The following is a 25,245-nucleotide window of genomic DNA, read 5'->3' as shown; positions in this document are numbered from 1 at the left end:
GAACTCATTCGAACAGCACTCCTTCGAAACCTGCTGAGTAGGCGGCACTTCCGTCCGAGAAAACCGTAAGCCAGGAAAACTCAAAATCCTGTTCAAGCGCCTTGCCGGAAACGAAGAACAACGCCGTGGCCAGCGCGTCGGCCGTCATGGCATTCCCCGCCAGTGCCCACGTGGCAATGACGGTCCGCACCGGTGTCCCCGTGGTGCCGTCCAGCACATGGTGCAGCCCGTCGCCCCAGGCCCGCCGGTTGGCGGCGGAGGCGCAGAGCGCGCCCGCGCCCAGGTTGATGGTGCCGATGGCCCGTCCGGGATCGTACGGATGCTCCAGGCCGACGGCCACCCGAGCGGGGCCGGAATTGAGGAGGTCGCCGCTGGCGTCGATGAAGTGTTCGCTGACGCCCTGGGACCGGAGTTCCGCTGCCAGCAAATCGGCCAGCTGCCCCTTGCCGGCGGCTCCGACGTCCAGGACCACGGGAGCCATGGTGGTCAGCACAGTGTCCTGCCAGTCCAGTACGTCGTCCCACGGCGGGGCGGGCAGCGGGGTTCCGCGGGACCGGAGCGAGTAGTCCGCGTCGTAGCCCAGCTGTTCCAGGCTGCCGCCGATCAGCGGAGTCATGGCACCGGCGCTCAGCCGGTAGAGGCTCCGGTACAGGCGGCCCAGCGCGCCTGCACCGTCCGGCATCTGGTACCGCCCCGCTTCCCTGGCCGCCTGCGCCACGAGGGAGTCCGTCCTGAAACGGGACCACGCGGCGTCGTAATCCTCCACCACGTCCAGGAGCCGGCGGCGCTGGCCCGTGTCCAGGGGGCCGGGCGTGGAAATCTCCCAGGCGGTCCCGATTCCCTCGAAACTAAAGGCTGCCCAGCCCGGTTGCGGCACGTTATCTCCTTTTGACGCGGTGAACTCCGGACACGGCGCCCCAGTTACCGGGCTTCGGACTTGATCTTCTGCACGGCCTCATTGAAGCCGCCGCTGGTCAGCGAGGAGCCGGCAACCTTGGAGACGTTCAGCTCATCCAGCTTCTTGCCCACGATCTGCGCCTTGATCCCGCCGGCGAACTCGCCCTGGAACTTGCGCGTGTTGGGATTGGAGGGATGCTGGGTGATGTTGACGTCGGACACCGTTCCGCCGGAAAGCGTCAGCTCAACGCCCACGGTTTCCGTCCCGTTGGGCGAGACATAATTTCCGTCGGCGCTGTAGGTGCCGTCCTTGTAGCCGGACGCGGCCGACGTCGAGGCGCCAGTACTCGCAATGGGGGCACCGCTGGTTGCCGAGCCGGTTGAGGCGGCAGTGGACTGTGCCGCCGGTGCCTGGGCGGACGGCGCACAGCCCGCTACGGTTCCGATCAGGGACATGCCGGCGAGGCCGACGAAAACGCTCTTGCGTACCGGGAAGCTCATGCAGGGACTCGATTCGTGTAGTTGCGTATGGATGCGTCTTTTGGGGACCCGGGTCCGGGGTGGCCGGGTTCAGCCAGGCAGTTACAGGATGGACAACGTTGGAATCAGCGTAATGGTTCAGGCTGTGACGAACCCGGATTCAATTCTGTGAGGCTTCTTATTCCTGCGCGCCTTCACAGCGTCATGGCATTGGCCCGATTCCGCCGCTATCGCGGGCCACCGGTAGGCTAGAAGTGTGACTCCCGAAGAACTCTCCCTCGCCATATCCGCCTGCCTGAAAGACGCCGTCGCCGCCGGTGATATTGCACTTTCCGTATCAGCCGTGCCGGACGAGGTGCGGGTGGAGCGGCCCAAGAACCGGGACCATGGCGACTGGGCCACCAACATTGCCCTCCAGCTGGCAAAGCAGGCGGGCACCAACCCGCGGGAGTTCGCCACTATCCTCAGCGCCCGGCTCGAGACCATCGACGGCGTATCGGCCGTGGACATCGCCGGGCCCGGCTTCCTGAACATCACCGTCGACGCCGCCGCAGCCGGAGCGCTTGCCAGGGCCATCGTCGAAGCCGGCCCGCAATACGGCACCAACTCGGCGCTCGCCGGCCACGTGGTCAACATGGAATTCGTCTCGGCCAACCCCACCGGCCCGCTGCACATCGGCCACACCCGCTGGGCTGCTCTGGGCGACTCCATCGCCCGCGTGCTCCGGGCCTCCGGCGCAAAAGTCACCGCCGAGTACTACATCAACGACGCCGGCTCCCAGATGAACGTCTTCGCCCATTCCGTGCTGTCCCGGCTGCACGGCCGCGGCGTCCCGGAAGGCGGCTACCCGGGCCAGTACATTTCCGATCTGGGCCACCACGTCCTGACGGAACACCCGGACATCCGCGAGCTGACCGATGTGGCGGCGCTGCCGGTCATCCGGAGCGCGGCGTACAAGGCCCAGATGAAGGACATCAAGGACACCCTCGCCGGCTTCGGTGTTGCCTTCGACGTCTACTTCTCCGAGCAGGAACTGCACGACGCCGGCGCCATCGAAAGTGCCGTGGCGCGCCTTCGGGAACAGGGCCACGTGTTCGACGACGGCGGTGCGGTCTGGCTGCGCACCACGGACTTCGGCGACGACAAGGACCGCGTGATGATCCGCGCGAACGGCGAACCGACGTACTTCGCCGCGGACGCCGCCTACTACCTCTCCAAGAAGGACCGCGGCTTCGACCAGAAGATCTACCTGCTGGGGGCGGACCACCACGGCTACATCCACCGGCTGAAGGCGATCGCCGCCGCTGCCGGCGACGATCCCGAGGCCAACATCGAGGTGCTGATCGGCCAGCTCGTGTCAGTGAACGGCGCCAAGCTGTCCAAGCGGGCCGGGAACATCATTGAGCTCAAGGACCTCATCTCCTGGCTGGGCAAGGACGCCGTCCGTTACTCGCTGGCACGGTTCCCCGCTGACTCCCCGCTCACCCTGGATCCCGACCTGCTCAAGAAGCACAGCAACGAGAACCCGGTATTCTACGTCCAGTACGCCCATGCGCGCTCCCGCGGCACGGCCCGCAATGCAGTGGCCGCCGGGGTGGAACGCCATGTCGATGGCAACGAGGTGTTCGACGCAGCCCTCCTGGACCACGCCACCGAGAATGAACTGCTGTCCTACCTCGGCAGCTACCCGTCCATCGTGGCCAAGGCCGCCGAACTGCGCGAACCGCACCGCGTGGCCCGCCACCTGGAAGTCATTGCAGGGGCCTACCACCGCTGGTATGACGCCTGCCGCGTGGCCCCGCAGGGCGATGAGCCCATCACCGACGTCAACCGCACGCGGCTGTGGCTCAACGACGCCACCAGCCAGGTGCTGGCCAACGGACTGGAACTGCTTGGCGTTTCGGCGCCGGAACGGATGTGACGCAATGACCGGGAATTCCCTGAACCACGCATCGCCGCTGGCACCGGAATGGCTTGCCGTCCCGGCAGACCTCAATGCGCTCCATGAGCCCATGTGGGCGGCCGGCGTTGCCCGGAACGACGCCGGCGAACTGGCCATCGACGGAATTCCCGTCAGCGAGCTCCAGCGACAGTTCGGCACGCCGCTGTTCGTGATGAGCGAGAACGACTTCAGGGCACGCGCCCGGGCCTTCAGCGACGCCTTCAATGACGCCTTCGCCGACATCTGCGGGGGAGTGGATGTCTACTACGCCGGGAAGTCCTTCCTCTGCACTGCCGTCGTCCGGTGGGTGGAGGAAGAAGGGCTGCGGCTGGACACAGCATCCGGCGGGGAACTCGCCGTCGCCAACCGCGCCGGCATCCCGGGGGCCGACGTCGCCCTGCACGGGAACAACAAGTCCGACGCCGAGATCCACCGTGCGCTGGACATGAAGCTGGGACGGATCGTCGTGGACAGCCTCGCGGAGCTGGAGCGCGTCGCCAAAATCGCGTCGGACCGCGGCGAAACCGCCAAGGTGATGCTGCGGCTCACCCCCGGAGTGCATGCGCACACGCACGAATTCATTGCCACCGCCCACGAGGACCAGAAGTTCGGTCTCTCCATGGCGGAGGATTCCACGGACCAGGCCGGCCTGTCCGCCGCCGAGGAAGCCGTGGCCGCGGCCACGAGCTACCACAGCATTGAGCTCCTTGGCCTGCACTGCCACATCGGCTCGCAGATCTTCGAACCGGACGGCTTCGCGCTGGCCGCCGTGAAACTGCTCAATTTCCTCGCCGCGATGCAGGAGAAACACTCCATCGTCCTGCCTGAACTGGACCTCGGCGGCGGCTACGGCATTGCCTACACGCCGGTGGACACACCGCGCCCGCCGGCCGAGATCGCGCAGGCGATGGCCGCCGTCGTGCGTTCCACCTGCGCCGAACTGGGCATCACCGCACCACGGATCTCCATTGAGCCGGGGCGCGCCATTGTGGGCAGCACCACCTTCACCCTCTACGAAGTGGGAACGCTCAAGACCGTCCGTGTGGACCCGCCCGGCGCCGGAACCGGTGACGGCGGCGAAAATGCCACGAATGCAGAAGGAACCGTTACGCACCCCCGCCGCTATGTGTCGGTGGACGGCGGCATGAGCGACAACGCCCGTCCGGTGCTTTATGACGCGGATTATTCGGCAATTGTGGCGTCGCGGAGCTCCGACGCAGCCCCGCAGCTGTCCCGCGTAGTGGGCAAACATTGCGAGAGCGGCGACATAGTTGTTAGAGATGTATATCTGCCCGAGGACGTGGCAGCCGGTGATCTGCTCGCTGTACCGGGGACCGGCGCCTACTGCTGGGCCCTGTCAAGCAACTACAACTATCTGGCCCGGCCGGGCGTTGTCGCTGTGCGCGACGGATCAGCACGGCTGATTGTCCGCGGGGAAACCGAACAAGATCTGCTGAACCGCGACATGGGAGTCTGAATGACTGAATTGCGAACCCTGAAGGTAGCCCTGCTGGGCTGTGGCAACGTTGGGGCCCAGGTGGCGCGGATTCTGATTGAGGACGCCGAAGCGCTGGCGGCCCGCACCGGAGCCCGCCTGGAACTGACCGGCATCGCCGTGCGCACCATCGATGCGCCCCGTGACGTTGAGCTGCCGCGGGAACTCTTCACCACCGACGCCGACACCCTGGTCAAGGATGCCGACCTCGTCATCGAACTGATGGGCGGCATCGAACCTGCCCGCACCCTGATCCTCGCCGCCATCGAGAACGGCGCCAGCGTGGTCACCGGCAACAAGGCCCTGCTGGCCCAGGACGGCCCCACGCTCTACGAGGCGGCAGACAAGGCCGGCGTCCAGCTGTCCTACGAAGCAGCCGTGGCCGGCGCCATCCCCATCCTGCGCCCCATCCGCGACAGCCTCTCCGGCGACCGCATCACCCGGGTCCTCGGCATCGTCAACGGCACCACCAACTTCATCCTTGACCAGATGGATTCCACCGGTGCGCAGTTCGCCGATGCCCTCGCCGAAGCCCAGCGCCTTGGCTACGCCGAGGCGGACCCCACAGCCGACGTCGGAGGCCTTGATGCCGCGGCCAAGGCGACCATCCTCGCCTCGCTGTCCTTCCACACGCGCTTCGACCTGGAGAACGTCCACTGCGAAGGCATCACCGAAGTCAGCGCGTCGGATATCGCCGCGGCCAAGGACGCCGGGTTCGTCATCAAGCTCCTCGCCATCGCGGAGAAGCTGACCGCCGCCGACGGCAGCGAGGGCGTCTCCGTCCGCGTGCACCCCACGCTGCTGCCGCGCGAACACCCGCTGGCGGCCGTCCATGGCGCGTTCAACGCCGTGTTCATCGAAGCCGAGAACGCCGGCGAGCTGATGTTCTACGGCCAGGGCGCCGGCGGCACCCCGACGGCGTCGGCCGTCCTGGGCGACCTCGTCTCCGCCGCCCGCCGGATTGTCCTGGGCGGGCCTGCGCAGACCGAGACCACCATCGGCCACGTTCCCGCGCTGCCCATCGACGCCGTGAACACGAGCTACTACATTGGCCTCGACGTTGCCGACCAGCCGGGCGTGCTGGCACGGATCGCCCAGCTGTTCGCAGAGCACGGCGTGTCCATCGAGATCATGCGCCAGACCATCCACCGCGATGCCGACTCCAACGTGGAATCGGCCGAACTGCGGATCGTCACCCACCGCGCAACCGAAGCTGCACTGGCAGCAACCGTCCAGGCCGTGAAGGGCCTCGACGTCATCAATTCTGTTACATCCGTTCTTCGGGTAGAAGGAGTCTAAGTGGCTCACCAATGGCGCGGTGTCATCCGCGAATACGCTGATCGTTTGCCCGTAACGGAAAGCACCAAGGTCATCACCCTCGGTGAGGGCGGCACCCCGCTGGTCCACGCGCAAAAGCTGTCCGAACTGACCGGCTCCACCGTGTACCTCAAGGTCGAAGGCATGAACCCCACCGGCTCGTTCAAGGACCGTGGAATGACCATGGCCATGACGGCGGCGGTGGCCTCCGGCGCGAAGGCCGTCGTGTGCGCCTCCACCGGGAACACCTCGGCTTCCGCCGCCGCCTACGCCACGGCCGCAGGGCTGAAGTGTGCCGTGCTGGTGCCCGAAGGCAAGATCTCCATGGGCAAGCTCAGCCAGGCCATCGCGCACGGCGCCACGCTGCTGCAGGTGGACGGCAACTTCGACAACTGCCTGGACATCGCCCGCAAGCTCGGCGAGGCCTACCCCGTCTTCCTGGTGAACTCCGTGAACCCCGCCCGCATCCAGGGCCAGAAGACCGGCGCCTTCGAGATTGTCGATGCGCTCGGCGACGCCCCGGACATCCATGTCCTGCCGGTGGGCAACGCCGGAAACATCACCGCGTACTGGAAGGGCTACAAGGAGTACGCCGCGCCCTTCGAGTCCGAAACTGCCGGCACGCTCCCTGCCGTGTCGACCCGGACCCCGCAGATGTGGGGTTTCCAGGCCGCCGGCGCGGCCCCCTTCGTGGCCGGCCATCCCATCACGGAGCCGGACACCATCGCCACGGCCATCCGGATCGGCAACCCCGCCTCCTGGGACGGCGCCATCGCCGCCCGTGACGAGTCCGGTGGTTTCATCGACGCCGTCACCGACGACGAGATCCTGGCAGCCCACCGCTGGCTGTCGGCCCGCGAAGGCGTCTTCGTCGAGCCCGGTTCCGCAGCCGGCGTCGCCGGACTGATCAAGAAGCACGCGGCCGGCGAGGTACCCGCGGGCAAGACCATCGTGATCACCGTGACCGGCCATGGCCTGAAGGACCCGCAGTGGGCGCTGCGCACCGAGGACGGCAGCGATGTCCAGCCTGTCAAGGTGTCCAACGATGTGGTCACCGTGGCCGCCGAGCTGGGCCTGGAAGAAAAATAGCCTTGGAAACCACCCTCACAGTCCCGGCCGAGTCTGCCGCCGGCACGCCGGCAGTCCCGGCCGGGCAGCTGGTGACCGTACGCGTGCCCGCCACCAGCGCCAACCTCGGCCCGGGATATGACAGCCTGGGCCTGGCCCTTTCGCTGCATGACACCCTGACCGTGGAAACCCTGGGCAGCGGCGAACTGCAGTTCGAGCTCAGCGGCGAAGGTGCGGAGACGCTTCCGCGTGACGCCAGCCACCTCGTGGTCAGGGCCGTCACGGAGGCCCTGCACCGGCTGGGCTTCCGGCACGAGGGACTCCGCATTACCGCCGACAACGTCAACCCGCACGGCCGCGGCCTGGGTTCCTCGGCGTCGGCCGTCGTGGCGGCGGTGACCGCCGCGAATGCGCTGGTTCCGGAGGCTTCCCGGCGGGGCAAGGACTGGATCCTGCAGCTCACGAGCGAAATGGAAGGCCATCCAGACAACGTCGCACCGGCCATTTTCGGCGGGTTGGCGCTGTCATGGCAGGACAGTGACCAGTACAGCAGCACGTGCGCTACCGTGGCGGATTCGGTGATTCCCGTCGTCGCAGTACCGGACTACGAGCTTTCCACCGAAGCGGCCCGCGCGCTCCTGCCGGCGTCCGTGGGCCATCATGCGGCCGCCATGAACTCCGGCCGGGCGGCGCTGCTCATCCACGCCCTCACCAGCAAACCGGAATTCCTGCTCGCCGGCACGGAGGACTACCTCCACCAGAGCTACCGCGCGGAGGCCATGCGCCCCAGCGCGGAGCTGATCCGGGCCCTGCGCCGTGCTGGGCACGCAGCCGTTGTTTCCGGCGCGGGACCCACCGTCCTGGTGCTGGCCAACGGCGAAGACGAGGCCGGCACGGTGGTGGACTTCATTGACGCCTACACCCGGGCCAACACGCCGGATGTTGGCTGGCGCGTGATGAAGCTGGCGGTGGACGTCGAAGGTGCTAAAGTGGGAGTGCACCGGCGGTAATCCCGCAGGCAGTTAGTCAAAGAATCAGAATCGCAGTCAAAAGAACCCGATGTTGGCCATGGCGCCTGTCTAATCGTTTGCTGCTCTGAAATTCAACTGCGCAATAGTCTCCGGTGCCGCCTGCTTTGGTCTGTCGCAGGAACCTGCAGAATCACTCTGCACCCCTGAAGCGTCAGTCCGCCATTCCGGTCTCTTGCTGGAATGTCGAGGTGTATCAGTATCCGGCCCTGCTGGCCGAATTCCGTCCGGCAAGGCCGAAATCCGGCTGTAGATCTGAACTGCAGCCCAGATCAAATCATCGCGTCCAGCTCCCAGTCTGGACGCCGTCGAGGGGGAAGGATCCTTCGTGACCGAAACCACTGAGCTGTCTCCAGCTGTGGACATATCATCTTCTGCTACCGATTTGTCGGCAGCACCCGCCAAGAGCAGCGGCCTTGCAGGCCTCAAGCTCGCCCAGCTGCAGGCTCTCGCCAGCCAGTTGGGTATTTCCGGCGGATCCCGCATGCGCAAGGGCGATCTGGTGACCGCCATTTCCGCTCATCGTGCGGGCACTTCAGCCACCAAGGCTCCGGCCAAGGGCGCTGAGAAGACCGGCGAAACCATCTCGACCCGGGCAAAAGCGCCGGCTGCTGCGGCCCCTGCGGCTGAAGCCGCGGAGGCTCCCGCCGCGGAAGGCACACGTGCCCGCCGTGGCCGCAGCCGCCGCGCCGGCAGCGACGGTGTAGTGACCGCTCCTGCCACCGAGGCACCCGCCCCGGAAGGCGCACCCAGCGAGGCGCCCGCAGCCCCGTCGGCTCCTGAAGCCGGCCAGGCCGCTGTGTCAGAAGCTGCTGCACCTGAAGCCGCAGAGCGCCGCCAGCCCCGCACCCGGAACCGCCGCCGCGGTGAAGCGGCAGCCCAGGCTCCGGCCGCCGAAGCTGAAGCACCGGCCGAGGCCCCCGCCGAACAGCGTGGCGAGCAGCGTGAACAGCGCACCGAGCAGCGTGAACAGCGCACCGAACAGCGTGAACAGCGCACCGAACAGCGTGAGCAGCGCGGAGGTGACCAGGGCGGCGAGGCTGCCGAAGCCGGTCAGCGCAACGAACGCCAGACCGCCCGCACCCGAGGCGGCCGCGACGGCGGAGACACCACCGGTACGCGTGAAACGCGCCGCGACGACACCCGCGAAAGCGATGATGCAGACGGCGGAAGCCGCCGCAACCGCCGCAACCGGCGTGACCGCAACGACCGGACAGGCGGCCAGGACAGCCGGGACAACTCGCGCAACGACCGCAACGACCGCTTCCGCGACCGTAACGACCGCCGTCGTGGACGCGCCCAGGGACCGGACGTCGACGACGTCGAGGTCACCGAGGACGATGTCCTGCTGCCCGTCGCCGGCATCCTGGACGTGCTGGAGAACTACGCGTTCATCCGCACCTCCGGTTACCTGCCGGGCCCGAACGACGTCTACGTGTCCCTCGCCCAGGTCAAGAAGTACAACCTGCGCAAGGGCGATGCCGTAGTCGGCGCCATCCGGGCACCGCGTGAAGGCGAAGACCGCAGCCAGCAGTCGGCCCGCCAGAAGTTCAACGCCCTGGTCCGCGTCACCTCAGTGAACGGCAAGACGCCGGAAGAGCTCAAGGACCGCGTCGAGTTCGCCAAACTCGTTCCGCTCTACCCCTCCGAGCGCCTGCGCCTCGAGACGGACCCCAAGAAGATCGGCCCCCGCGTCATCGACCTGGTTGCCCCGATCGGCAAGGGCCAGCGCGGCCTGATCGTTTCGCCGCCGAAGGCCGGCAAGACGCTCATCCTGCAGTCCATCGCCAACGCGATCACCACCAACAATCCTGAGGTCCACCTCATGATGGTGCTCGTTGACGAACGTCCAGAAGAAGTCACGGACATGCAGCGCACCGTGAAGGGCGAGGTCATTGCCTCCACCTTCGACCGTCCCGCCGACGACCACACCACTGTGGCCGAGCTCTCCATCGAACGCGCCAAGCGCCTCGTGGAAATGGGCATGGACGTTGTGGTGCTCCTCGACTCCATGACCCGTCTGGGCCGCGCCTACAACCTGGCGGCACCGGCTTCCGGCCGTATCCTCTCCGGTGGCGTCGACTCCGCAGCGCTGTACCCGCCGAAGCGCTTCTTCGGTGCAGCCCGCAACATCGAAAACGGTGGCTCGCTCACCATCCTGGCAACCGCTCTCGTCGAGACCGGCTCCAAGATGGACGAGGTCATCTTCGAAGAGTTCAAGGGCACCGGCAACATGGAACTGCGCCTGTCCCGCCAGCTCGCGGACAAGCGCATCTTCCCGGCAGTGGACGTCAACGCGTCAGGTACCCGCCGCGAAGAGAACCTGCTTTCCCCCGAGGAAGTCAAGATCATGTGGAAGCTGCGCCGCGTCCTTTCCGGACTCGAAACGCAGCAGAGCCTTGAGCTGCTGACCAACAAGATCCGGGAGACCCAGAGCAACGTTGAGTTCCTCATGCAGGTCCAGAAGACGACGCTTGGTGCGAAGTCGGATAACGACAAGTAGCTGCGCTCACCGCTCAAAATATGCCGGCCTGATGGCCGGCATATTTTGGGCGGTTCGTCGTTAAGTCCCGTGAAACTAGACTTGTAAGAGTCGAAAGAGGTTTTGAAATGTTTGAGTCCGTACACGGCCTGCTTGATGAGCATGATGCCATTCAGGCGCAGCTGGGGGATCCTGCTGTTTATGCTGACCAGCGGCTGGCCCGTAAGCTGGGGCGGCGGTCTGCGCAGCTTAATGGCATTGTGGACGCTTACCACAAGTGGCATGCGATCCAGGATGATCTCGCTGCTGCGAAGGAAATGGCTTCGGAGGATCCGGAGTTTGCGGCGGAGGTTCCCGAGCTGGAGGCTGCCCTGGAGGCGGCGTCGGCCAAGCTGCGGCGCCTGCTGATTCCTCGCGATCCGGACGATGCCCGCAACGTGATCCTTGAGGTCAAGGGCGGTGAAGGCGGCGATGAGGCTGCCCTGTTCGCCGGCGACCTGCTTCGTATGTACACCCGGTACGCGGAATCACGCGGCTGGAAGACGGAACTCATTTCAGCCACCGAATCGGACCTCGGCGGGTACAAGGACGTCCAGATGGCCGTCAAGGGCAACTCCAACGATCCGGCAGAGGGCGTCTACGCGCGGCTCAAATTCGAAGGCGGCGTGCACCGTGTGCAGCGCGTCCCCGTGACGGAATCCCAGGGCCGCATCCACACCTCGGCTGCCGGCGTGCTGGTGCTTCCGGAAGTGGACGAGCCCGAGGAACTCGAGATCAACCAGAACGATCTCAAAATCGACGTCTACCGGTCCTCCGGACCCGGCGGACAGTCCGTTAACACCACGGACTCCGCGGTCCGTATCACCCACCTTCCCACCGGAATCGTGGTGGCCATGCAGAACGAGAAGTCCCAGCTGCAGAACCGTGAAGCCGGCATGCGCGTCCTGCGTGCCCGCATCCTGGCCCACCAGCAGGAGCAGATCGACGCCGAGAACTCCGCGCAGCGGAAGTCCCAGATCCGCACGATGGACCGCTCGGAGCGGATCCGTACGTACAACTACCCGGAAAACCGGATCGCGGACCACCGCACCGGTTACAAGGCCTACAACCTGGACCAGGTCATGAACGGCGACCTCGAGCCCGTGATCCAGTCGGCCATCGAGATGGACGAACAGGCCCGCCTCGACGCCATCGGCGAATAGTCCCCGGCCGGTCGCTTGATGACACTTGGAACAGGACTGAGCCTGGCGGAGGCGGTCCGCGAAGCAACCGCACTGCTGGCCGATGCCGGTGTTCCCAGTCCCCGCGTGGACGCGGAACTGCTGGCGGACCACCTCCTGGGCGTCGGGCTGGGCAGGCTGCGGGCCATGCTCCTGGGGGATTCCCCGGAGCCGGACGGCTATGCCGACCTGGTGGCGGAGCGCGTACGTCGCGTCCCGCTGCAGCACATCACCGGTGTGGCCCACTTCCGATACCTGCAGCTTGCCGTGGGTCCCGGCGTGTTCATTCCCCGGCCGGAAACCGAGTCGGTAGTCCAGCTGGTCATTGACTGGCTCAAGGACCTGGAGCGGCTGCACGGCAGGGACCACCCTAAGGTGGTGGACCTGGGCACAGGCTCAGGAGCCATCGCGGGCTCGGTGGCGCACGAGGTGCCCGGTGCTGAAGTCCACGCAGTGGAGTTCAGTGAATTCGCGCATGCCTGGGCGGCACGGAACCTGGCGCCGCTGGGCGTCAAACTGGTCCGCGGGGACCTTCGCGATGCGCTGCCGGAACACAACGGAACTTTCGACGTCGTGGTGTCGAATCCGCCGTACATTCCCGCGGAAGCGATCCCCAACGAACCCGAGGTTGCCCTGCACGATCCGCCCGAGGCGCTTTACGGCGGGGGAGCGGACGGAATGGAACTTCCGACGGCGGCAGCGGCGTCCGCTGCCCGGCTGCTCGTTCCCGGCGGCTACTTCGTGATGGAACACGCCGAAGTCCAGGCAGCGTGGATCGCAGCGATGCTGAAGAACTCCGGTTGCTGGTCCGATGTGACAACGCACGTGGACCTCAACGGCAAGCGACGTGCCACCAGCGCGGTCCTTACCGAACCGTCTGACCAAAGTGATGAAAGAATAGGCCAGTGACCACAACCTATGACTGTACGGCAGCCGACCAGCGGGCTGAAGGGCTGGAGCATGCCCAGCGGGCCATCCGCCAACACAAATGCGTGGTGTTCCCGACGGACACGGTTTATGGAATCGCCGCGGACGCCTTTTCGCCGCAGGCCGTCACCATGCTGCTCGTCTCGAAAGGCCGCAGCCGGCAGATGCCGCCGCCCGTCCTGATTCCGAGGCTCAATGCCCTGGACGGACTGGCAACTGATGTGCCCGCAGAGGCCCGCAAGCTTGCCGAGGCCTTCTGGCCGGGCGGCCTCACCATGATTTTCCACGCACAGCCTTCGTTGGACTGGGACCTGGGTGAAACCAAGGGCACCGTGGCGTTGCGGATGCCGGCGGACGACGTCGCGCAGGACCTGCTGACGCTGACCGGACCCTTGGCGGTGTCCTCCGCGAACCGGACCGGCCAGCCGGCTGCCCGGACCGCCGCCGACGCCATGACCCAGCTCGCGGAATCGGTGGAGGTCTACCTCGAAGGTGGGCTGCGGCCGGCAGGCGACGGGGACGTTGAGGCTCTTCCGTCCACGATCGTCGACGCCACTGCACAGCCGCTCAGGGTGGTCCGCCAGGGTGCCATCACCCTGGAACGGCTCCGCGAGGTTGTCCCGGGCCTGTTGGATATTGACGGTAATGCCGCCGGCGTCCCGGCGTCCGAAACGGAACCCGGCCATGAAATGGTGGCTGAACCGGAGCCGGAACCAGATGAGCCTGCTGAACCGGCTCCCGCTGCCCAACCGCGCGTGACGGGAACCGGCACCGAATGATCATGACGCGGCGGCACATCCCTGTTCTTGGCGTGGACGCGACGCCACTCACCGTTTCCGAGATGACCGCGACGCTCAACCGCTTTGTCGCTGAAGGCGTCACCCGCACGGTGGTGGGCCACAACCTGCACAGCGTGACGCTCTTCCATTCGGACCCGGAATTCCGCGCCCTCTACGACAGCAGCGATGTTGTGCTGCTCGACGGCGCCCCGGTCCTGTTGCTGTGGGGACGCTCGGGGGAAGCCGACGGGCCGGTCATGGATTACCGGCTGGGCTCCACCGACTGGATCCCGGCCCTGGGGAATGTCGAAGGCCTCGAACGGATTGCCGTGATCGGCGCCGGAGCAGAGGCCAACGCCAAAGCAGTGGCGCGCCTGGCGGGGATCGTGCCGAATGCCAAGGTTGCCGGCATGCCCGGCGAAAGCTGGAACGACGAAATTGAGGACCAGGCCGTGGCCTGGCTGGCGGAGCTTCGCCCGCAGCTGGTGCTGATCGGCCTCGGCATGCCCCTGCAGGAGATGGTTCTCCGCCGCCGGCTGGACGACCTTCCGCCGGCCGTATACTGCGCGGTGGGCGGAGCGATCGAACAGATTGCCGGCATCCAGAAGCTGGCACCGCGCTGGCTTGGCCGCCTGGGCCTGGAATGGGCGTGGCGGCTCATGCTGCACCCGCGCAGGGTGGCTTACCGCGTGTTCGGTGAGCCGTGGGTGCTCATGGCGCTCCTGATCCGCCGACGCTTTACGTCAAACCGCTAGAACTTCTGGTCCTTCAGGGGTGCGAACCCCTTGCCGCGGAGTCCGGTGGAAAACGCCCGGAACCAGTCGGCCAGCCCGCGGAAGTCGCCGCGACGCAGGAAGTAGCCGAGGTAGCCGCCCACGTCCGCCACGAGGGACTTGACCCGGAAGTGGCGGCGGATCAGGTAGCCGCGGTTCCGGTAATAGTAATAGCGCTTGAAAGCGGTCTCCGGAACAATCACGTGCCACCGGGCGCCGAAAACGTGCTTCGTCTCGGCAAACGCGTGCGGATGCGTGATTGCCGTCGTGGTTACCGTGCCGAACCGGATTCCCGCCTTGCGGAGCCTGATGGTGAAATCCACCTCGTCGCCGCGGATGAACAGCCGCATGTCGGGCAGGCCCACCTTGAAGAAGACGTCCGAGCGGATCAGCGCGCCGTTGAAGAAGTGGCCATCGTCAGGCAGGAAGCCGAGCTTCTCCACTTCCGCACGGTCATGCGTCACTTTGCCGTCGAGACGGAAGAAAAAGGACAGCCGATCAGGGTGGCCGGGCGCAGCCACCAGCGGGACAACCGCGTCGAGGCCGCGCGACTCAGCCTCGCGGAGCAGCGTGGCGAGGCATTCCGGGTCACCGGGCTCGGCGTCGTCGTCCATCATCCAGATCCAGTCAGCGCCGCTGGCCACTGCCTTGAGGATGGCCAGCGAGAAGCCGCCGGCGCCGCCCAGATTCGCTTCCGACCGGACATAGTCCACGTTGGAGTGCTCTTCCGCCACGTCCTTGGCGGGCACGGTGCCGCTGTCCACGAGGCAAATGGAACGGACAGGCGAAGTCTGCCTGTTGATGGCGTTCAGCAGAACGGCGAGCTCACGGGGACGGTCAAACGTTACGGCAGCAACTGCAACCGACATGGACATTGCTGGTTCCTTTCAACACGGCCGCCGGTGGTTTTCCCGCCGGCATTGGGCCGTGTGACGCGAAGCCAGCAAGCCGTTGGCATTAGTATCTTGACTAGAGTCCACTGTAATACAGCCCTGTCAGGCACTACGCACTGCCTGCCGCGCGCACGGCGACGGAGAAGTTTCATTTATCGAAAGTCAGTTCCACAGCAATCCCGCCCGAGCTATCCCAGCCGCCCGGCATTGACCCGGCCGCAGGGATACACGCTGCCCAGGGCCGGTTCCGCTGACGGCACGGGGAAGGTGGCGTCCCCATGATCATGTACCTGCTCATGATGCTCACTGCGGCCGTGGTGTCCTATGGCGCAACCTGGGGCGCACGCCTGATTGGCAACAGGCTTCAACTGTTTTCGCCGATCCGCAGCCGCGACACGCACTCACACAAGGTCTCCAGGCTGGGAGGCCTGGGCATTTACGCAGGATTCCTGGTGGCGCTCTGCGTTGCCAGCCAGTCATTCTTCGTCAAAGACATCTACCGCGGCAACGCCTCCCCGTGGGGGGTCCTCGCCGGCGCGACGCTGATCGTCATAGTGGGCCTCGCAGATGACTTGTTGGACCTGCGGTGGTGGGTGAAGCTGATCGGCCAGAGCGCCGCAGCAATGGTGGTGGCCATCTGGGGCGTCAGGATGGCCATCGTCCCGTTCGTACCGGAACCGATCATCCTCGAGAACGAGATCGTGAGCATAGTCCTCACCGCCGGTCTGATCGTGACCACCATGAACGCCTTCAACTTCATCGACGGGCTCGACGGGCTGGCCGCCGGCGTTGCCATCATCGGCGGCGCTGCCTTCTTCCTGACGGCCTACTGGGTGCACCGCAACTCGGACGTGCTGGACAAGTCCGACCTCGCGACACTCCTGACCGCCGTCGTGGTGGGCAGCTGCGTGGGCTTCCTGCCGCACAACTGGTTTCCCTCGAAGATCTTCATGGGCGACTCCGGCGCCATGCTCATCGGCCTGCTCCTGGCCTCCGCAGGCATCGTGTCAACCGGCCAGATCACCTCCGGACTCTATGACCGCGCCAACGGTATACCGACCATCATCCCCATCCTCCTGCCGTTCGCAGTGTTGTTCCTGCCGTTGCTGGACCTTGGCCTGGCTGTCGTTCGCCGCACGGCGCTGGGCCGTTCGCCCTGGTCCGCCGACCGCGGGCACCTCCATCACAAACTGATGGACATCGGATACTCCCACCGGACCGCCGTCGTCCTGATGTACATGTGGACGTGCATCCTGGCGTTCGGCGGCCTGGCATTCGCCATCTTCCCGTGGCAGACGGTGCTGGCCATGGACGTGGCCGCGGCCGCCGTTATGGCCGTGGTGACCGCATGGCCGTACCTTCGCGACAAGGCCCCGAAGCCCGGTCCGCGGTCGGAAGCAGAGGCCGAAGCCGAAGCCGAAGCCGAAGCAGCGGGGCAGGAATGAGCGTTGACGTCTCTTTTCCGAATAATTTCTATCTCATGTAGAATTCGAGTGCGGCCATTCGCCGCACCCACCCTTGCCAGCGCGCAGTACACGACGATTGGGATCTCATGACCTCCAACGCCGAACCCGGACCTAGCTCCGGCAACGGACCCGTTGGTGTCTCGGGCCCCACGAAGTCACTGTGGCTGCGGCTGTTGATTCTGAGCAGCGGCGCCGGGCTGGCCGGTCTTGTCCTCGCGGGAATACCGGCCGCCATCCTCAACGGCGCCGGGGGAGTGCTGTCCAGCACTTTCGGCGGCCTCCTGGTCATGGCCTTCTTCGCAATCAGCCTCCTGGTTGGCCATTTCGTCGGCCGGAACAATCCGTCAGGTGCCATCGGGGTCTTTGTCGTCACCTACTTCGTCAAAGTCGTGGGTTTTGCCGTGGTGCTCTTTGTCATCGGCACACCCGACTGGCTCCACGACCGCTGGTTCCTGATTGGAGCCGTTGCCTGCGTCGTCTTCTGGCAGGCTGCCGAGATCTACGGTTTCAGCAAAGCCCGCTTCCGCATCTATAACGACCCCGAACCCGTGAAAGACGGCCATGATGAGCAGCCGTAATTCCAAGCGCAAAAACGTGCGGCAAATCCCCAATTCCACGTCCGGTTCTCCCGGCGTATCTTCCGACGGCGGGGACGGCGGATACAACGCCGGCATCGCCGTCTTTAGCTACATAATTGGCGGAATCATCGTCTGGAGTTTGATAGGGTGGGGTCTGGATTATCTGTGGGGAACCCGCTGGATTGTGCTCGCAGGCGCTCTGCTTGGAGCTGCGGGAGGGTTCTATCTTTCTCATATGCACGGCCTCACCAGTAACAGAACGTCAACTGGTGAAGACAGTGCAGCCAGCGGCCCGTCCAAGGACGAGGAACAGTAATGCCTAACAATTTCACATGGGGAAGGGCGGTCATGAAGATCGCCGGACCCTCACCAACGCCCAATGATGGACACTGCAGAGAGGAAACGCGTTGATCGCGCTTGCGCTCCCGGCCCAAGATTCAGGAGAGTTCAATCCTCCTGGAATTGACGAAATGCACCTGCCGGCAATCCTGCCGTGGGGTGTGGCAGACGGATTCTCCAAGCAGATGCTGCTGGTAATCCTGTCGGTCGTCATTATCGCTACATTCTTTCTGCTAGCTGCGCGGAAGCAGCAGCTTGTTCCAGGCAAACTGCAGTTTGCAGGTGAGGCCGCCTATGGCTTCGTCCGCAACAGCATCGCCAAGGACATCATTGGCGGCAAGGACTTCATGAAGTACGTCCCGCTGTTGTTCAGCCTCTTCTTCTTCATCTTGGTGAACAACATCTACGGCGCCATCCCGGTGGTCCAGCTTCCGAGCTTCTCACACGTTGGCGGCGCCTACGTCCTGGCAGGCATCGTTTACTTCACCTGGATCGCCATCGGCGTCAAGAAGAACGGGCTCAAGTACTTCAAGCTGGCCACCGTTCCTTCGGGCGTGCCGGTGTACATCCTCCCGATCGTTATTCCGATCGAGATCATCTCCAACTTCCTGGTTCGGCCCGTCACGCACAGCCTCCGTCTGTTTGCCACCATGCTGGCCGGACACCTCATCGTGATGATTGCCGGATCCGGCATCGAGTACCTCGTCATGCAGGAGAACATCCTCCTCAAGGGCACCTCCGTACTGGTCCTCGCCGGCGCCATCGCCATGTACATGCTGGAAGCGCTGATCATGGCGCTGCAGGCTTACGTCTTCACGCTGCTGACTGCCATCTACATTGAAGGCGCACTGCACGCGGACAGCCACTAGGCTCCCACAAACTTCCCCTTCGCGGGGATGAAGCAACCCAAACAACCTGCCACACGGGTGGCATCTTGAAAGGAAGAAAAATGGAAGGCTCCATCAACGGCTCCCTCAACCTCATCGGCTACGGCCTCTCCGCTATCGGCGGTGGTATCGGTGTGGGTCTCGTCTTCGCGGCTTACATCAATGGTGTGGCACGTCAGCCGGAAGCCCAGCGCGTCCTGCAGCCGATCGCGTTCCTCGGCCTTGCGCTGACTGAAGCACTCGCCATCCTCGGCCTGGTCTTCGCTTTCGTTCTTTCCTAAGCGTTAGAACTATCGAACATCCAGAACCGAGTAGATAAGGACGGGTGAAATATGAATCAGATGATCATCTCAGCCGCCACCGAAGGCGCCGAGCCGACTAATCCGCTCATTCCCAACGTATGGGAAATGGGCGTAGTCCTGGCCGGCTTTGCTGTCCTCTTTTACATCGTGGTCAAGTTCGTTGTCCCGATGTTCGAGAAGACGTTCGCAGAGCGTGCCGAGGCTATCGAAGGTGGCATCGCCAAGGCTGAAAAGGCCCAGGCAGAGGCTTCTGCCGCACTCGAAGAGTACAAGCAGCAGCTCACCGACGCCCGTGCCGAAGCCAACCGCATCCGCGAGGAAGCCCGTGCCGAAGGCGCCCAGATCCTGGCGGACCTGAAGGAAAAGGCAGCTGCAGAGTCTGCCCGCATCACCGCCCACGCCCACGCGCAGATCGAATCCGAGCGCCAGGCGGCCGTTGTGTCGCTGCGCTCGGAGGTTGGCACGCTGGCTACCACGCTGGCTAGCCGCATCGTCGGCGAGTCACTCAGCGATGACGCGCGTGCAGCCCGTGTGGTTGACCGCTTCCTGGCAGATCTGGAGAACCAGAACGCAGGTGCAGCTAAGTAATGGCAGGTGTATCGAGCGAATCGCTGACCGCGGCGCTGGTGGCGTTGGAAGCCAAGCTTCCCTTCGCTTCGCTGCAGTTGGCTAAGGAACTCTTCGGAATCCTGGGAACGGTGGACAGCTCGGCTGGCTTGCGCCGCGCCCTGACTGACCCGTCCCGCAGCGGTGACGAAAAGTCGGCGCTGGTCAAGCAGCTCTTCAGTGGGAAAGTCTCTACTGATGCTGCGGAAATTGCGAGCGGACTGGCCGGTTCACGCTGGGCGTCGGCTCGGGATATCGGCGATGCACTCGAGACTCTTGCCGCTTCGGTGGTAATTGCCGTTGCTGAGAACAAGTCGGCCGTCTCTGCCTCAGGAATCACCGGACTGGAAGCGCTGGAGAACGATCTGTTCGCCTTCAACCAGGCCGTCATTTCCAGCCACGAGGTACAGCGTGCTCTGTCCGAGCCGCAGGCGAGCCCGGCTGCCAAGATTGCCCTCGCCGAAAAGCTCGTTCCCAATGCGAGCGAGGAAGCGAAAGTCCTTATCGGACAGGCAGTTACGCAGCCCCGTGGCCTCAAGGTGACAAACCTTGTGCGCCGTTTCGCAGAGCTTGCAGCCAAGCGCCAGCAGCGCTGGATCGCAACGGTCAGCATCACCCGTCCGCTGACGGAGACGCAGGCCAGCCGACTGCAGGCAGGGCTGAACGCCCTGTACGGGCGCGAGCTCAAGATCAACATGAACGTTGACCCGGCACTGATCGGTGGCATCCGGATCCAGGTTGGTGACGAAGTGGTTGACGCTTCTGTTATCGCCCGCTTGGGCCAGCTCCAGCGTCAGCTTGCCGGCTAACCGGACAAGCACAACTTAACTGATAGAAACCCCGGTCATCGTGACAACGATGATCACGAAAACAGGAGAGCAGGGACTGCAGATGGCCGAATTGACCATCAACGCCGACGACGTCCGTATTGCGTTGAACGAGTTCGCGGCGTCCTACGAACCCGGAAACGCAGAGCGCGTAGAGGTCGGCCGTGTGACCACCGCAGGTGACGGCATCGCCCGTGTTGAGGGCCTTCCCTCGGTCATGGCGAACGAGTTGCTTCGTTTCGAAGACGGCACGCTGGGCCTGGCCCAGAACCTCGACGTCCGCGAAATCGGTGTCATCATCCTCGGTGACTTCACCGGCGTCGAAGAAGGCCAGGAAGTCCACCGCACCGGTCAGGTTCTGTCCGTGCCGGTCGGCGACGCCTTCCTCGGCCGCGTGGTTGACCCGCTGGGCCAGCCGATCGACGACCTCGGTGAAATCAAGGCTGAAACCACCCGTGCACTGGAACTCCAGGCGCCCGGCGTGACCCAGCGTAAGTCGGTTCACGAGCCGATGCAGACCGGTCTGAAGGCTATCGATGCCATGATCCCGATCGGCCGCGGCCAGCGTCAGCTGATCATTGGCGACCGCCAGACCGGCAAGTCGGCAATTGCCATCGACACGATCATCAACCAGAAGGCCAACTGGGCTTCCGGGGATGTCACCAAGCAGGTGCGCTGCATCTACGTGGCCATCGGCCAGAAGGCGTCCACCATCGCGGCTGTCCGCCAGACGCTCGAGGACAACGGCGCACTGGAATACACCACCATCGTGGCTTCCCCCGCGTCTGACCCCGCAGGCTTCAAGTACCTGGCTCCTTACGCCGGTTCAGCTATCGGCCAGCACTGGATGTACGGCGGCAAGCACGTCCTCATCGTGTTTGATGACCTCTCCAAGCAGGCTGAGGCCTACCGTGCAGTGTCGCTGCTGCTCCGCCGCCCGCCGGGACGCGAAGCCTACCCGGGCGACGTCTTCTACTTGCACTCCCGCCTGCTGGAGCGTTGTGCCAAGCTCTCCGACGAGCTGGGTGCCGGCTCGATGACCGGTCTGCCGCTCATCGAGACCAAGGCAAACGACGTCTCCGCCTACATCCCGACCAACGTGATCTCCATTACCGATGGCCAGATCTTCCTGCAGTCGGACCTCTTCAACGCCAACCAGCGTCCCGCCGTCGACGTGGGTGTCTCGGTATCCCGCGTGGGTGGTGCAGCACAGGTCAAGTCCATGAAGAAGGTCTCCGGTACCTTGAAGCTGGAACTGGCTCAGTACCGCGACATGCAGGCATTCGCAATGTTCGCGTCGGACCTCGACGCCGCATCGCGTCAGCAGCTGACCCGTGGTGCACGCCTGATGGAACTGCTCAAGCAGGGCCAGTACTCGCCGTTCCCGGTTGAGAACCAGGTTGTGTCGATTTGGGCCGGTACCAACGGCTACTTGGACGACGTTCCGGTTGAGGACATCAACCGCTTCGAGACCGAGTTCCTGGAGCACCTGAAGCACAAGTCCTCCATCCTGACGACGCTGGCACAGACCAACGTCATGGACGATGACACTGCGGAAGCACTGAAGACCTCGATCGTGGCCTTCAAGAAGGGCTTCTTCGGCGAGGGCGACAACTTCCTGGTTGGTGCGGGGCATGAGGAACACGCCCCCATCGACGAGACGCAGGTCGACCAGGAAAAAATCGTCAAGCAGAAGCGCTAGTTTCGCTGGCCGGGACTGCCGGAACCCCGACGGGTTCCGGCAGTCCCGGCCACCGGGATCTTAGGAAAGGATAAGTATGGGAGCCCAGATTCGGGTCTACCGCCAGAAGATCAGCTCGACAACGTCGATGCGCAAGATCTTCAAGGCGATGGAACTGATCGCTACCTCGCGCATCGGCAAGGCCCGCGCACGCGTAGCGGCTTCACTGCCTTACGCAAACGCGATTACGCGTGCCGTTTCTGCTGTCGCAAGCCAGAGCGAAATCGACCACCCGCTGGTCACCGAGCCCGAGCAGATCCGGCGCGCCGCTGTCCTGGTCATCACCTCGGACCGTGGCCTCGCAGGTTCCTACTCGGCAAGCGTGCTCAAGCAGGCGGAAGGCCTCAGCGAGCTGCTTCGCGAGGAAGGCAAGGAAGTCAAGACGTATGTTCTCGGCCGCAAGGCCCAGGCTTACTTCGACTTCCGCAACCGTCCTTACGCCCAGGTGTGGACCGGAAACACGGACGCGCCGGAGTTTGCAACCGCGCAGGAAATCGGCGCAGCGCTGCTGGAGGATTTTGCCACCGCGTACGAAGAGGAAGGCGTGGACGAGATCCACGTTGTCTACACCCGCTTCAAGTCCATGGTGACGCAGGAACCGACGGTCATCCGTCTTCTTCCCCTCGAGGTCGTCGAAGAGCAGGCGCAGTCCGATTCGGACCTCCTGCCGCTTTACGAATTCGAGCCGGAGGCGGAGCAGGTTCTCGATGCCCTGCTGCCGCGCTACATCGAATCACGCATCTTCGCCGCAATGTTGCAGGCAGCAGCTTCCGAGCTCGCAGCCCGTCAGCGCGCGATGAAGTCCGCCGGCGACAACGCCACGGACCTCATCAAGAAGTACACGCGTCTGCGCAACACTGCCCGCCAGGCTGAAATTACGCAGGAGCTTTCCGAAATTGTGGCCGGCGCCGACGCCTTGAATGCGTCCTAGCCAGCACGGTTCCGGATCCAGCTGTACCTGCATCAAAGATAAACTTAACATCCACGCCATCTACTGAGTGAAGTGAGAGAGATGACTGCCACCGCTACCGAACACGTAGCCGCAACGACCGGTGCAACCGGCCGTATTGCACGTGTTATTGGCCCGGTTGTCGACGTCGAATTCCCGGCTGACGCAATCCCCTCGATTTACAACGCACTCACCACGGAGATTACTCTCAACGGTGAGACCAAGACCATCACGTTCGAGGTTGCCCTGCACCTGGGTGACAACCTCATTCGCGCCATCTCCCTGCAGGCCACCGACGGACTCGTCCGCGGCACCAACGTAGTGGACACCGGCTCGCCCATCACCGTGCCTGTCGGCGACGGCGTCAAGGGCCACATCTTCAACGTCCTCGGCAAGCCGCTGGATGTTGACGAGTCCGAGATCCAGGCTTCGGACCACTGGGCCATCCACCGCAAGGCCCCGGCCTTCGCGACTCTCGAAGGCTCCACCGAGATGCTGGAAACCGGCATCAAGGTGATCGACCTCCTCACCCCGTACATCAAGGGTGGAAAGATCGGCCTGTTCGGCGGCGCCGGTGTCGGCAAGACCGTTTTGATCCAGGAAATGATCACCCGTGTTGCCCGCAACTTCGGCGGCACCTCGGTGTTCGCAGGCGTCGGCGAGCGTACGCGTGAAGGTAACGACCTCTGGGTTGAAATGGAAGAGGCAGGCGTCCTCAAGGACACCGCCCTTGTATTCGGCCAGATGGATGAGCCGCCGGGAACGCGTCTGCGCGTTGCACTGTCCGCGCTGACCATGGCGGAGTACTTCCGCGATGTGCAGAACCAGGACGTGCTGCTCTTCATCGACAACATCTTCCGCTTCACGCAGGCAGGTTCCGAGGTCTCCACCCTTCTCGGCCGCATGCCTTCCGCCGTGGGTTACCAGCCGAACCTTGCTGACGAGATGGGCCTCCTCCAGGAGCGCATCACGTCTACCAAGGGCCACTCCATCACCTCGATGCAGGCCATCTACGTTCCCGCGGATGACTACACCGACCCGGCACCGGCCACCACCTTCGCGCACCTCGACGCGACCACGGAACTTTCCCGTGAAATCGCTTCCCGTGGTCTGTACCCGGCTGTGGATCCGCTGACGTCGACTTCCCGAATCCTGGACCCCCAGTACATCGGCAAGGACCACTACAACACGGCTGTCCGTGTGAAGCAGATCCTGCAGAAGAACAAGGAACTCCAGGACATCATCGCCATCCTCGGTGTTGACGAACTGTCTGAAGAGGACAAGATCGTCGTGTCGCGTGCACGCCGCATCCAGCAGTTCCTCTCCCAGAACACCTACACCGCCAAGCAGTTCACCGGCGTCGAAGGCTCCACCGTTACCATCAAGGACACGGTTGAAGGCTTCACCGCTATCTGCGACGGCGAGCTTGACCACGTTGCAGAGCAGGCGTTCTTCAACGTCGGTGGCCTGGATGACGTTGAGCGCCAGTGGGCCAAGATCCAGGAACAGACCAAGTAATATGGCTGAGCTTGAGGTTGAGATTGTCGCAGCGGATCACTTCGTGTGGTCCGGAGCGGCCAAGATGGTCAAGGCCCGCACCAGCGATGGTGAAATCGGAATCCTGCCCGGCCACTCGCCCCTGCTGGCGATTCTGGCCGAAGGTGAGCTGGCCATTGAGCCTGTTTCCGGTGACCGCATTGCTGTAGTTGTCGACGGCGGATTCTTCTCCGTCGACAACAACAGGGTTGTTATTGTTGCTGACAACGCCCAAATGGGTGACGCGGCTACTGCGGGGATCCGCTAGCACGACCTTGATGAACGATCCTGGTTTTCCGTTCATCGCGTTGGCAACTGCCCTTGCGTTGCTGATTTTTGCACTGTGCCTGTCCGGGGTACGCCGCTTTAACCTGCGGCGTGCCCTGGGCACAGTGGACGCCTCCATTTGCACGGCTGGAAAAAGCTGGCAGATGGGGGTTTGTCGTTATCAGGACAACGACCTGGAGTGGTTCAAGCTGCTCTCGCTCAGTGTCCGTCCCAAATACACTTTCCGGCGCAGCTCGCTGGAACTCGTAGGGCGCCGCAAGCCCACCGAAGCCGAACTCGTCAAGGTGCAGCCCGATTCCGTCATCGTGGAACTCCACTACGAAGGCCAGGAAGTCCTGCTGGCCATGAAGTTCGACGCCTACACCGGACTGTCATCGTGGCTGGAGGCCGGCCCGGTCATCGGTGTTGGCACCTGGCGCTAACGC

Annotated in this window: 25 protein-coding genes; 22 read left to right on the top strand and 3 right to left on the bottom strand. The window is 64.2% G+C overall.

From position 1 onward, the window contains the following. Window positions 1–4: 4 nt before the first annotated feature. Window positions 5–877: an FAD:protein FMN transferase gene (locus tag J7I79_RS10690; RefSeq protein WP_214952989.1), complete on the bottom strand. Its 873-nt coding sequence runs from the start codon at window positions 875–877 to the stop codon at window positions 5–7. Between the two features lie 44 nt (window positions 878–921). Continuing rightward, window positions 922–1,398 (bottom strand): FMN-binding protein, encoded by a 477-nt coding sequence (locus tag J7I79_RS10685; protein ID WP_214952987.1) that lies wholly within the window; start codon window positions 1,396–1,398, stop codon window positions 922–924. 235 nt (window positions 1,399–1,633) lie between these two features. On the opposite strand from J7I79_RS10685, the gene argS reads away from it, so the two are divergent. From argS to J7I79_RS10635, 10 genes are all read left to right on the top strand, one after another. Next, complete coding sequence (gene argS, locus J7I79_RS10680; RefSeq protein WP_214952985.1) at window positions 1,634–3,298, top strand: arginine--tRNA ligase; 1,665 nt, start codon at window positions 1,634–1,636, stop codon at window positions 3,296–3,298. A 4-nt stretch (window positions 3,299–3,302) separates the two neighbouring features. Continuing rightward, window positions 3,303–4,796, top strand: a complete 1,494-nt coding sequence (gene lysA, locus J7I79_RS10675; RefSeq protein ID WP_214952983.1) for a diaminopimelate decarboxylase — start codon at window positions 3,303–3,305, stop codon at window positions 4,794–4,796. Then, on the top strand, window positions 4,797–6,113 hold the full coding sequence (locus J7I79_RS10670; RefSeq protein WP_214952981.1) for a homoserine dehydrogenase: 1,317 nt from the start codon (window positions 4,797–4,799) through the stop codon (window positions 6,111–6,113). It begins immediately after the preceding gene. Continuing rightward, window positions 6,114–7,220: a threonine synthase gene (gene thrC, locus J7I79_RS10665; RefSeq protein WP_214952979.1), complete on the top strand. Its 1,107-nt coding sequence runs from the start codon at window positions 6,114–6,116 to the stop codon at window positions 7,218–7,220. A 2-nt stretch (window positions 7,221–7,222) separates the two neighbouring features. Further along, complete coding sequence (gene thrB, locus J7I79_RS10660; RefSeq protein WP_214952977.1) at window positions 7,223–8,209, top strand: homoserine kinase; 987 nt, start codon at window positions 7,223–7,225, stop codon at window positions 8,207–8,209. A 346-nt stretch (window positions 8,210–8,555) separates the two neighbouring features. Further along, window positions 8,556–10,730, top strand: coding sequence for a transcription termination factor Rho (gene rho / locus J7I79_RS10655; protein ID WP_214952974.1), 2,175 nt, complete (start codon window positions 8,556–8,558; stop codon window positions 10,728–10,730). A gap of 107 nt (window positions 10,731–10,837) precedes the next feature. Further along, entirely contained in the window at window positions 10,838–11,911 is a 1,074-nt protein-coding gene (prfA, locus tag J7I79_RS10650) for a peptide chain release factor 1 (protein ID WP_104172335.1), read from the top strand. 18 nt (window positions 11,912–11,929) lie between these two features. Beyond that, window positions 11,930–12,838: a peptide chain release factor N(5)-glutamine methyltransferase gene (gene prmC / locus J7I79_RS10645; RefSeq protein ID WP_214952972.1), complete on the top strand. Its 909-nt coding sequence runs from the start codon at window positions 11,930–11,932 to the stop codon at window positions 12,836–12,838. Next, entirely contained in the window at window positions 12,835–13,635 is an 801-nt protein-coding gene (locus tag J7I79_RS10640; protein ID WP_311380561.1) for an L-threonylcarbamoyladenylate synthase, read from the top strand. The genes prmC and J7I79_RS10640 overlap by 4 nt, the downstream gene beginning before the upstream one ends. Further along, entirely contained in the window at window positions 13,632–14,390 is a 759-nt protein-coding gene (locus tag J7I79_RS10635; protein ID WP_214952970.1) for a WecB/TagA/CpsF family glycosyltransferase, read from the top strand. Before J7I79_RS10640 ends, J7I79_RS10635 begins: the two co-directional genes overlap by 4 nt. On the opposite strand, the gene J7I79_RS10630 is transcribed toward J7I79_RS10635, so the two are convergent. Beyond that, the gene (locus tag J7I79_RS10630; protein ID WP_104172339.1) at window positions 14,387–15,283 is read right to left on the bottom strand and encodes a glycosyltransferase; all 897 of its coding nucleotides are present in this window, start codon (window positions 15,281–15,283) and stop codon (window positions 14,387–14,389) included. The genes J7I79_RS10635 and J7I79_RS10630 overlap by 4 nt on opposite strands. 296 nt (window positions 15,284–15,579) lie before the next feature. Here J7I79_RS10630 and J7I79_RS10625 point away from each other — a divergent pair, with 296 nt between their 5' ends. The 12 genes from J7I79_RS10625 to J7I79_RS10570 all read left to right on the top strand — a co-directional run bounded on the left by J7I79_RS10625 (window position 15,580) and on the right by J7I79_RS10570 (window position 25,242). Further along, window positions 15,580–16,746 (top strand): MraY family glycosyltransferase, encoded by a 1,167-nt coding sequence (locus tag J7I79_RS10625; protein WP_214952968.1) that lies wholly within the window; start codon window positions 15,580–15,582, stop codon window positions 16,744–16,746. A 107-nt stretch (window positions 16,747–16,853) separates the two neighbouring features. After that, a complete protein-coding gene (locus J7I79_RS10620) occupies window positions 16,854–17,345 on the top strand; it encodes a hypothetical protein (RefSeq protein ID WP_104172341.1) in 492 nt (163 codons plus the stop codon). Further along, complete coding sequence (locus J7I79_RS10615; protein ID WP_104172421.1) at window positions 17,332–17,661, top strand: hypothetical protein; 330 nt, start codon at window positions 17,332–17,334, stop codon at window positions 17,659–17,661. Before J7I79_RS10620 ends, J7I79_RS10615 begins: the two co-directional genes overlap by 14 nt. Before the next feature lie 91 nt (window positions 17,662–17,752). Then, window positions 17,753–18,553, top strand: a complete 801-nt coding sequence (gene atpB, locus J7I79_RS10610) for a F0F1 ATP synthase subunit A (protein ID WP_104172342.1) — start codon at window positions 17,753–17,755, stop codon at window positions 18,551–18,553. An 80-nt stretch (window positions 18,554–18,633) separates the two neighbouring features. Beyond that, window positions 18,634–18,852 carry an ATP synthase F0 subunit C gene (gene atpE, locus J7I79_RS10605; RefSeq protein WP_011692451.1) on the top strand — a complete coding sequence of 73 codons (219 nt, stop codon included), beginning with the start codon at window positions 18,634–18,636 and terminating at the stop codon, window positions 18,850–18,852. 51 nt (window positions 18,853–18,903) lie between these two features. Next, window positions 18,904–19,461: a F0F1 ATP synthase subunit B gene (locus J7I79_RS10600; protein WP_104172343.1), complete on the top strand. Its 558-nt coding sequence runs from the start codon at window positions 18,904–18,906 to the stop codon at window positions 19,459–19,461. Further along, on the top strand, window positions 19,461–20,288 hold the full coding sequence (locus J7I79_RS10595; RefSeq protein ID WP_214952967.1) for a F0F1 ATP synthase subunit delta: 828 nt from the start codon (window positions 19,461–19,463) through the stop codon (window positions 20,286–20,288). Before J7I79_RS10600 ends, J7I79_RS10595 begins: the two co-directional genes overlap by 1 nt. A gap of 82 nt (window positions 20,289–20,370) precedes the next feature. Further along, window positions 20,371–22,008 (top strand): F0F1 ATP synthase subunit alpha, encoded by a 1,638-nt coding sequence (gene atpA / locus J7I79_RS10590; protein ID WP_214953126.1) that lies wholly within the window; start codon window positions 20,371–20,373, stop codon window positions 22,006–22,008. A gap of 76 nt (window positions 22,009–22,084) precedes the next feature. After that, window positions 22,085–22,978: a F0F1 ATP synthase subunit gamma gene (locus J7I79_RS10585; RefSeq protein ID WP_214952966.1), complete on the top strand. Its 894-nt coding sequence runs from the start codon at window positions 22,085–22,087 to the stop codon at window positions 22,976–22,978. Between the two features lie 81 nt (window positions 22,979–23,059). Beyond that, window positions 23,060–24,514 (top strand): F0F1 ATP synthase subunit beta, encoded by a 1,455-nt coding sequence (atpD, locus tag J7I79_RS10580; protein ID WP_214952964.1) that lies wholly within the window; start codon window positions 23,060–23,062, stop codon window positions 24,512–24,514. A 1-nt stretch (window position 24,515) separates the two neighbouring features. Beyond that, window positions 24,516–24,800, top strand: coding sequence for a F0F1 ATP synthase subunit epsilon (locus tag J7I79_RS10575; RefSeq protein WP_104172348.1), 285 nt, complete (start codon window positions 24,516–24,518; stop codon window positions 24,798–24,800). 10 nt (window positions 24,801–24,810) lie between these two features. Next, window positions 24,811–25,242, top strand: coding sequence for a DUF2550 domain-containing protein (locus tag J7I79_RS10570; protein ID WP_214952962.1), 432 nt, complete (start codon window positions 24,811–24,813; stop codon window positions 25,240–25,242). Window positions 25,243–25,245 lie beyond the last annotated feature (3 nt).

The organism is Arthrobacter sp. ISL-69 (assembly GCF_018613775.1).
Lineage (GTDB): Bacteria > Actinomycetota > Actinomycetes > Actinomycetales > Micrococcaceae > Arthrobacter.
This window is presented reverse-complemented; position numbering and strand designations above follow the sequence as displayed.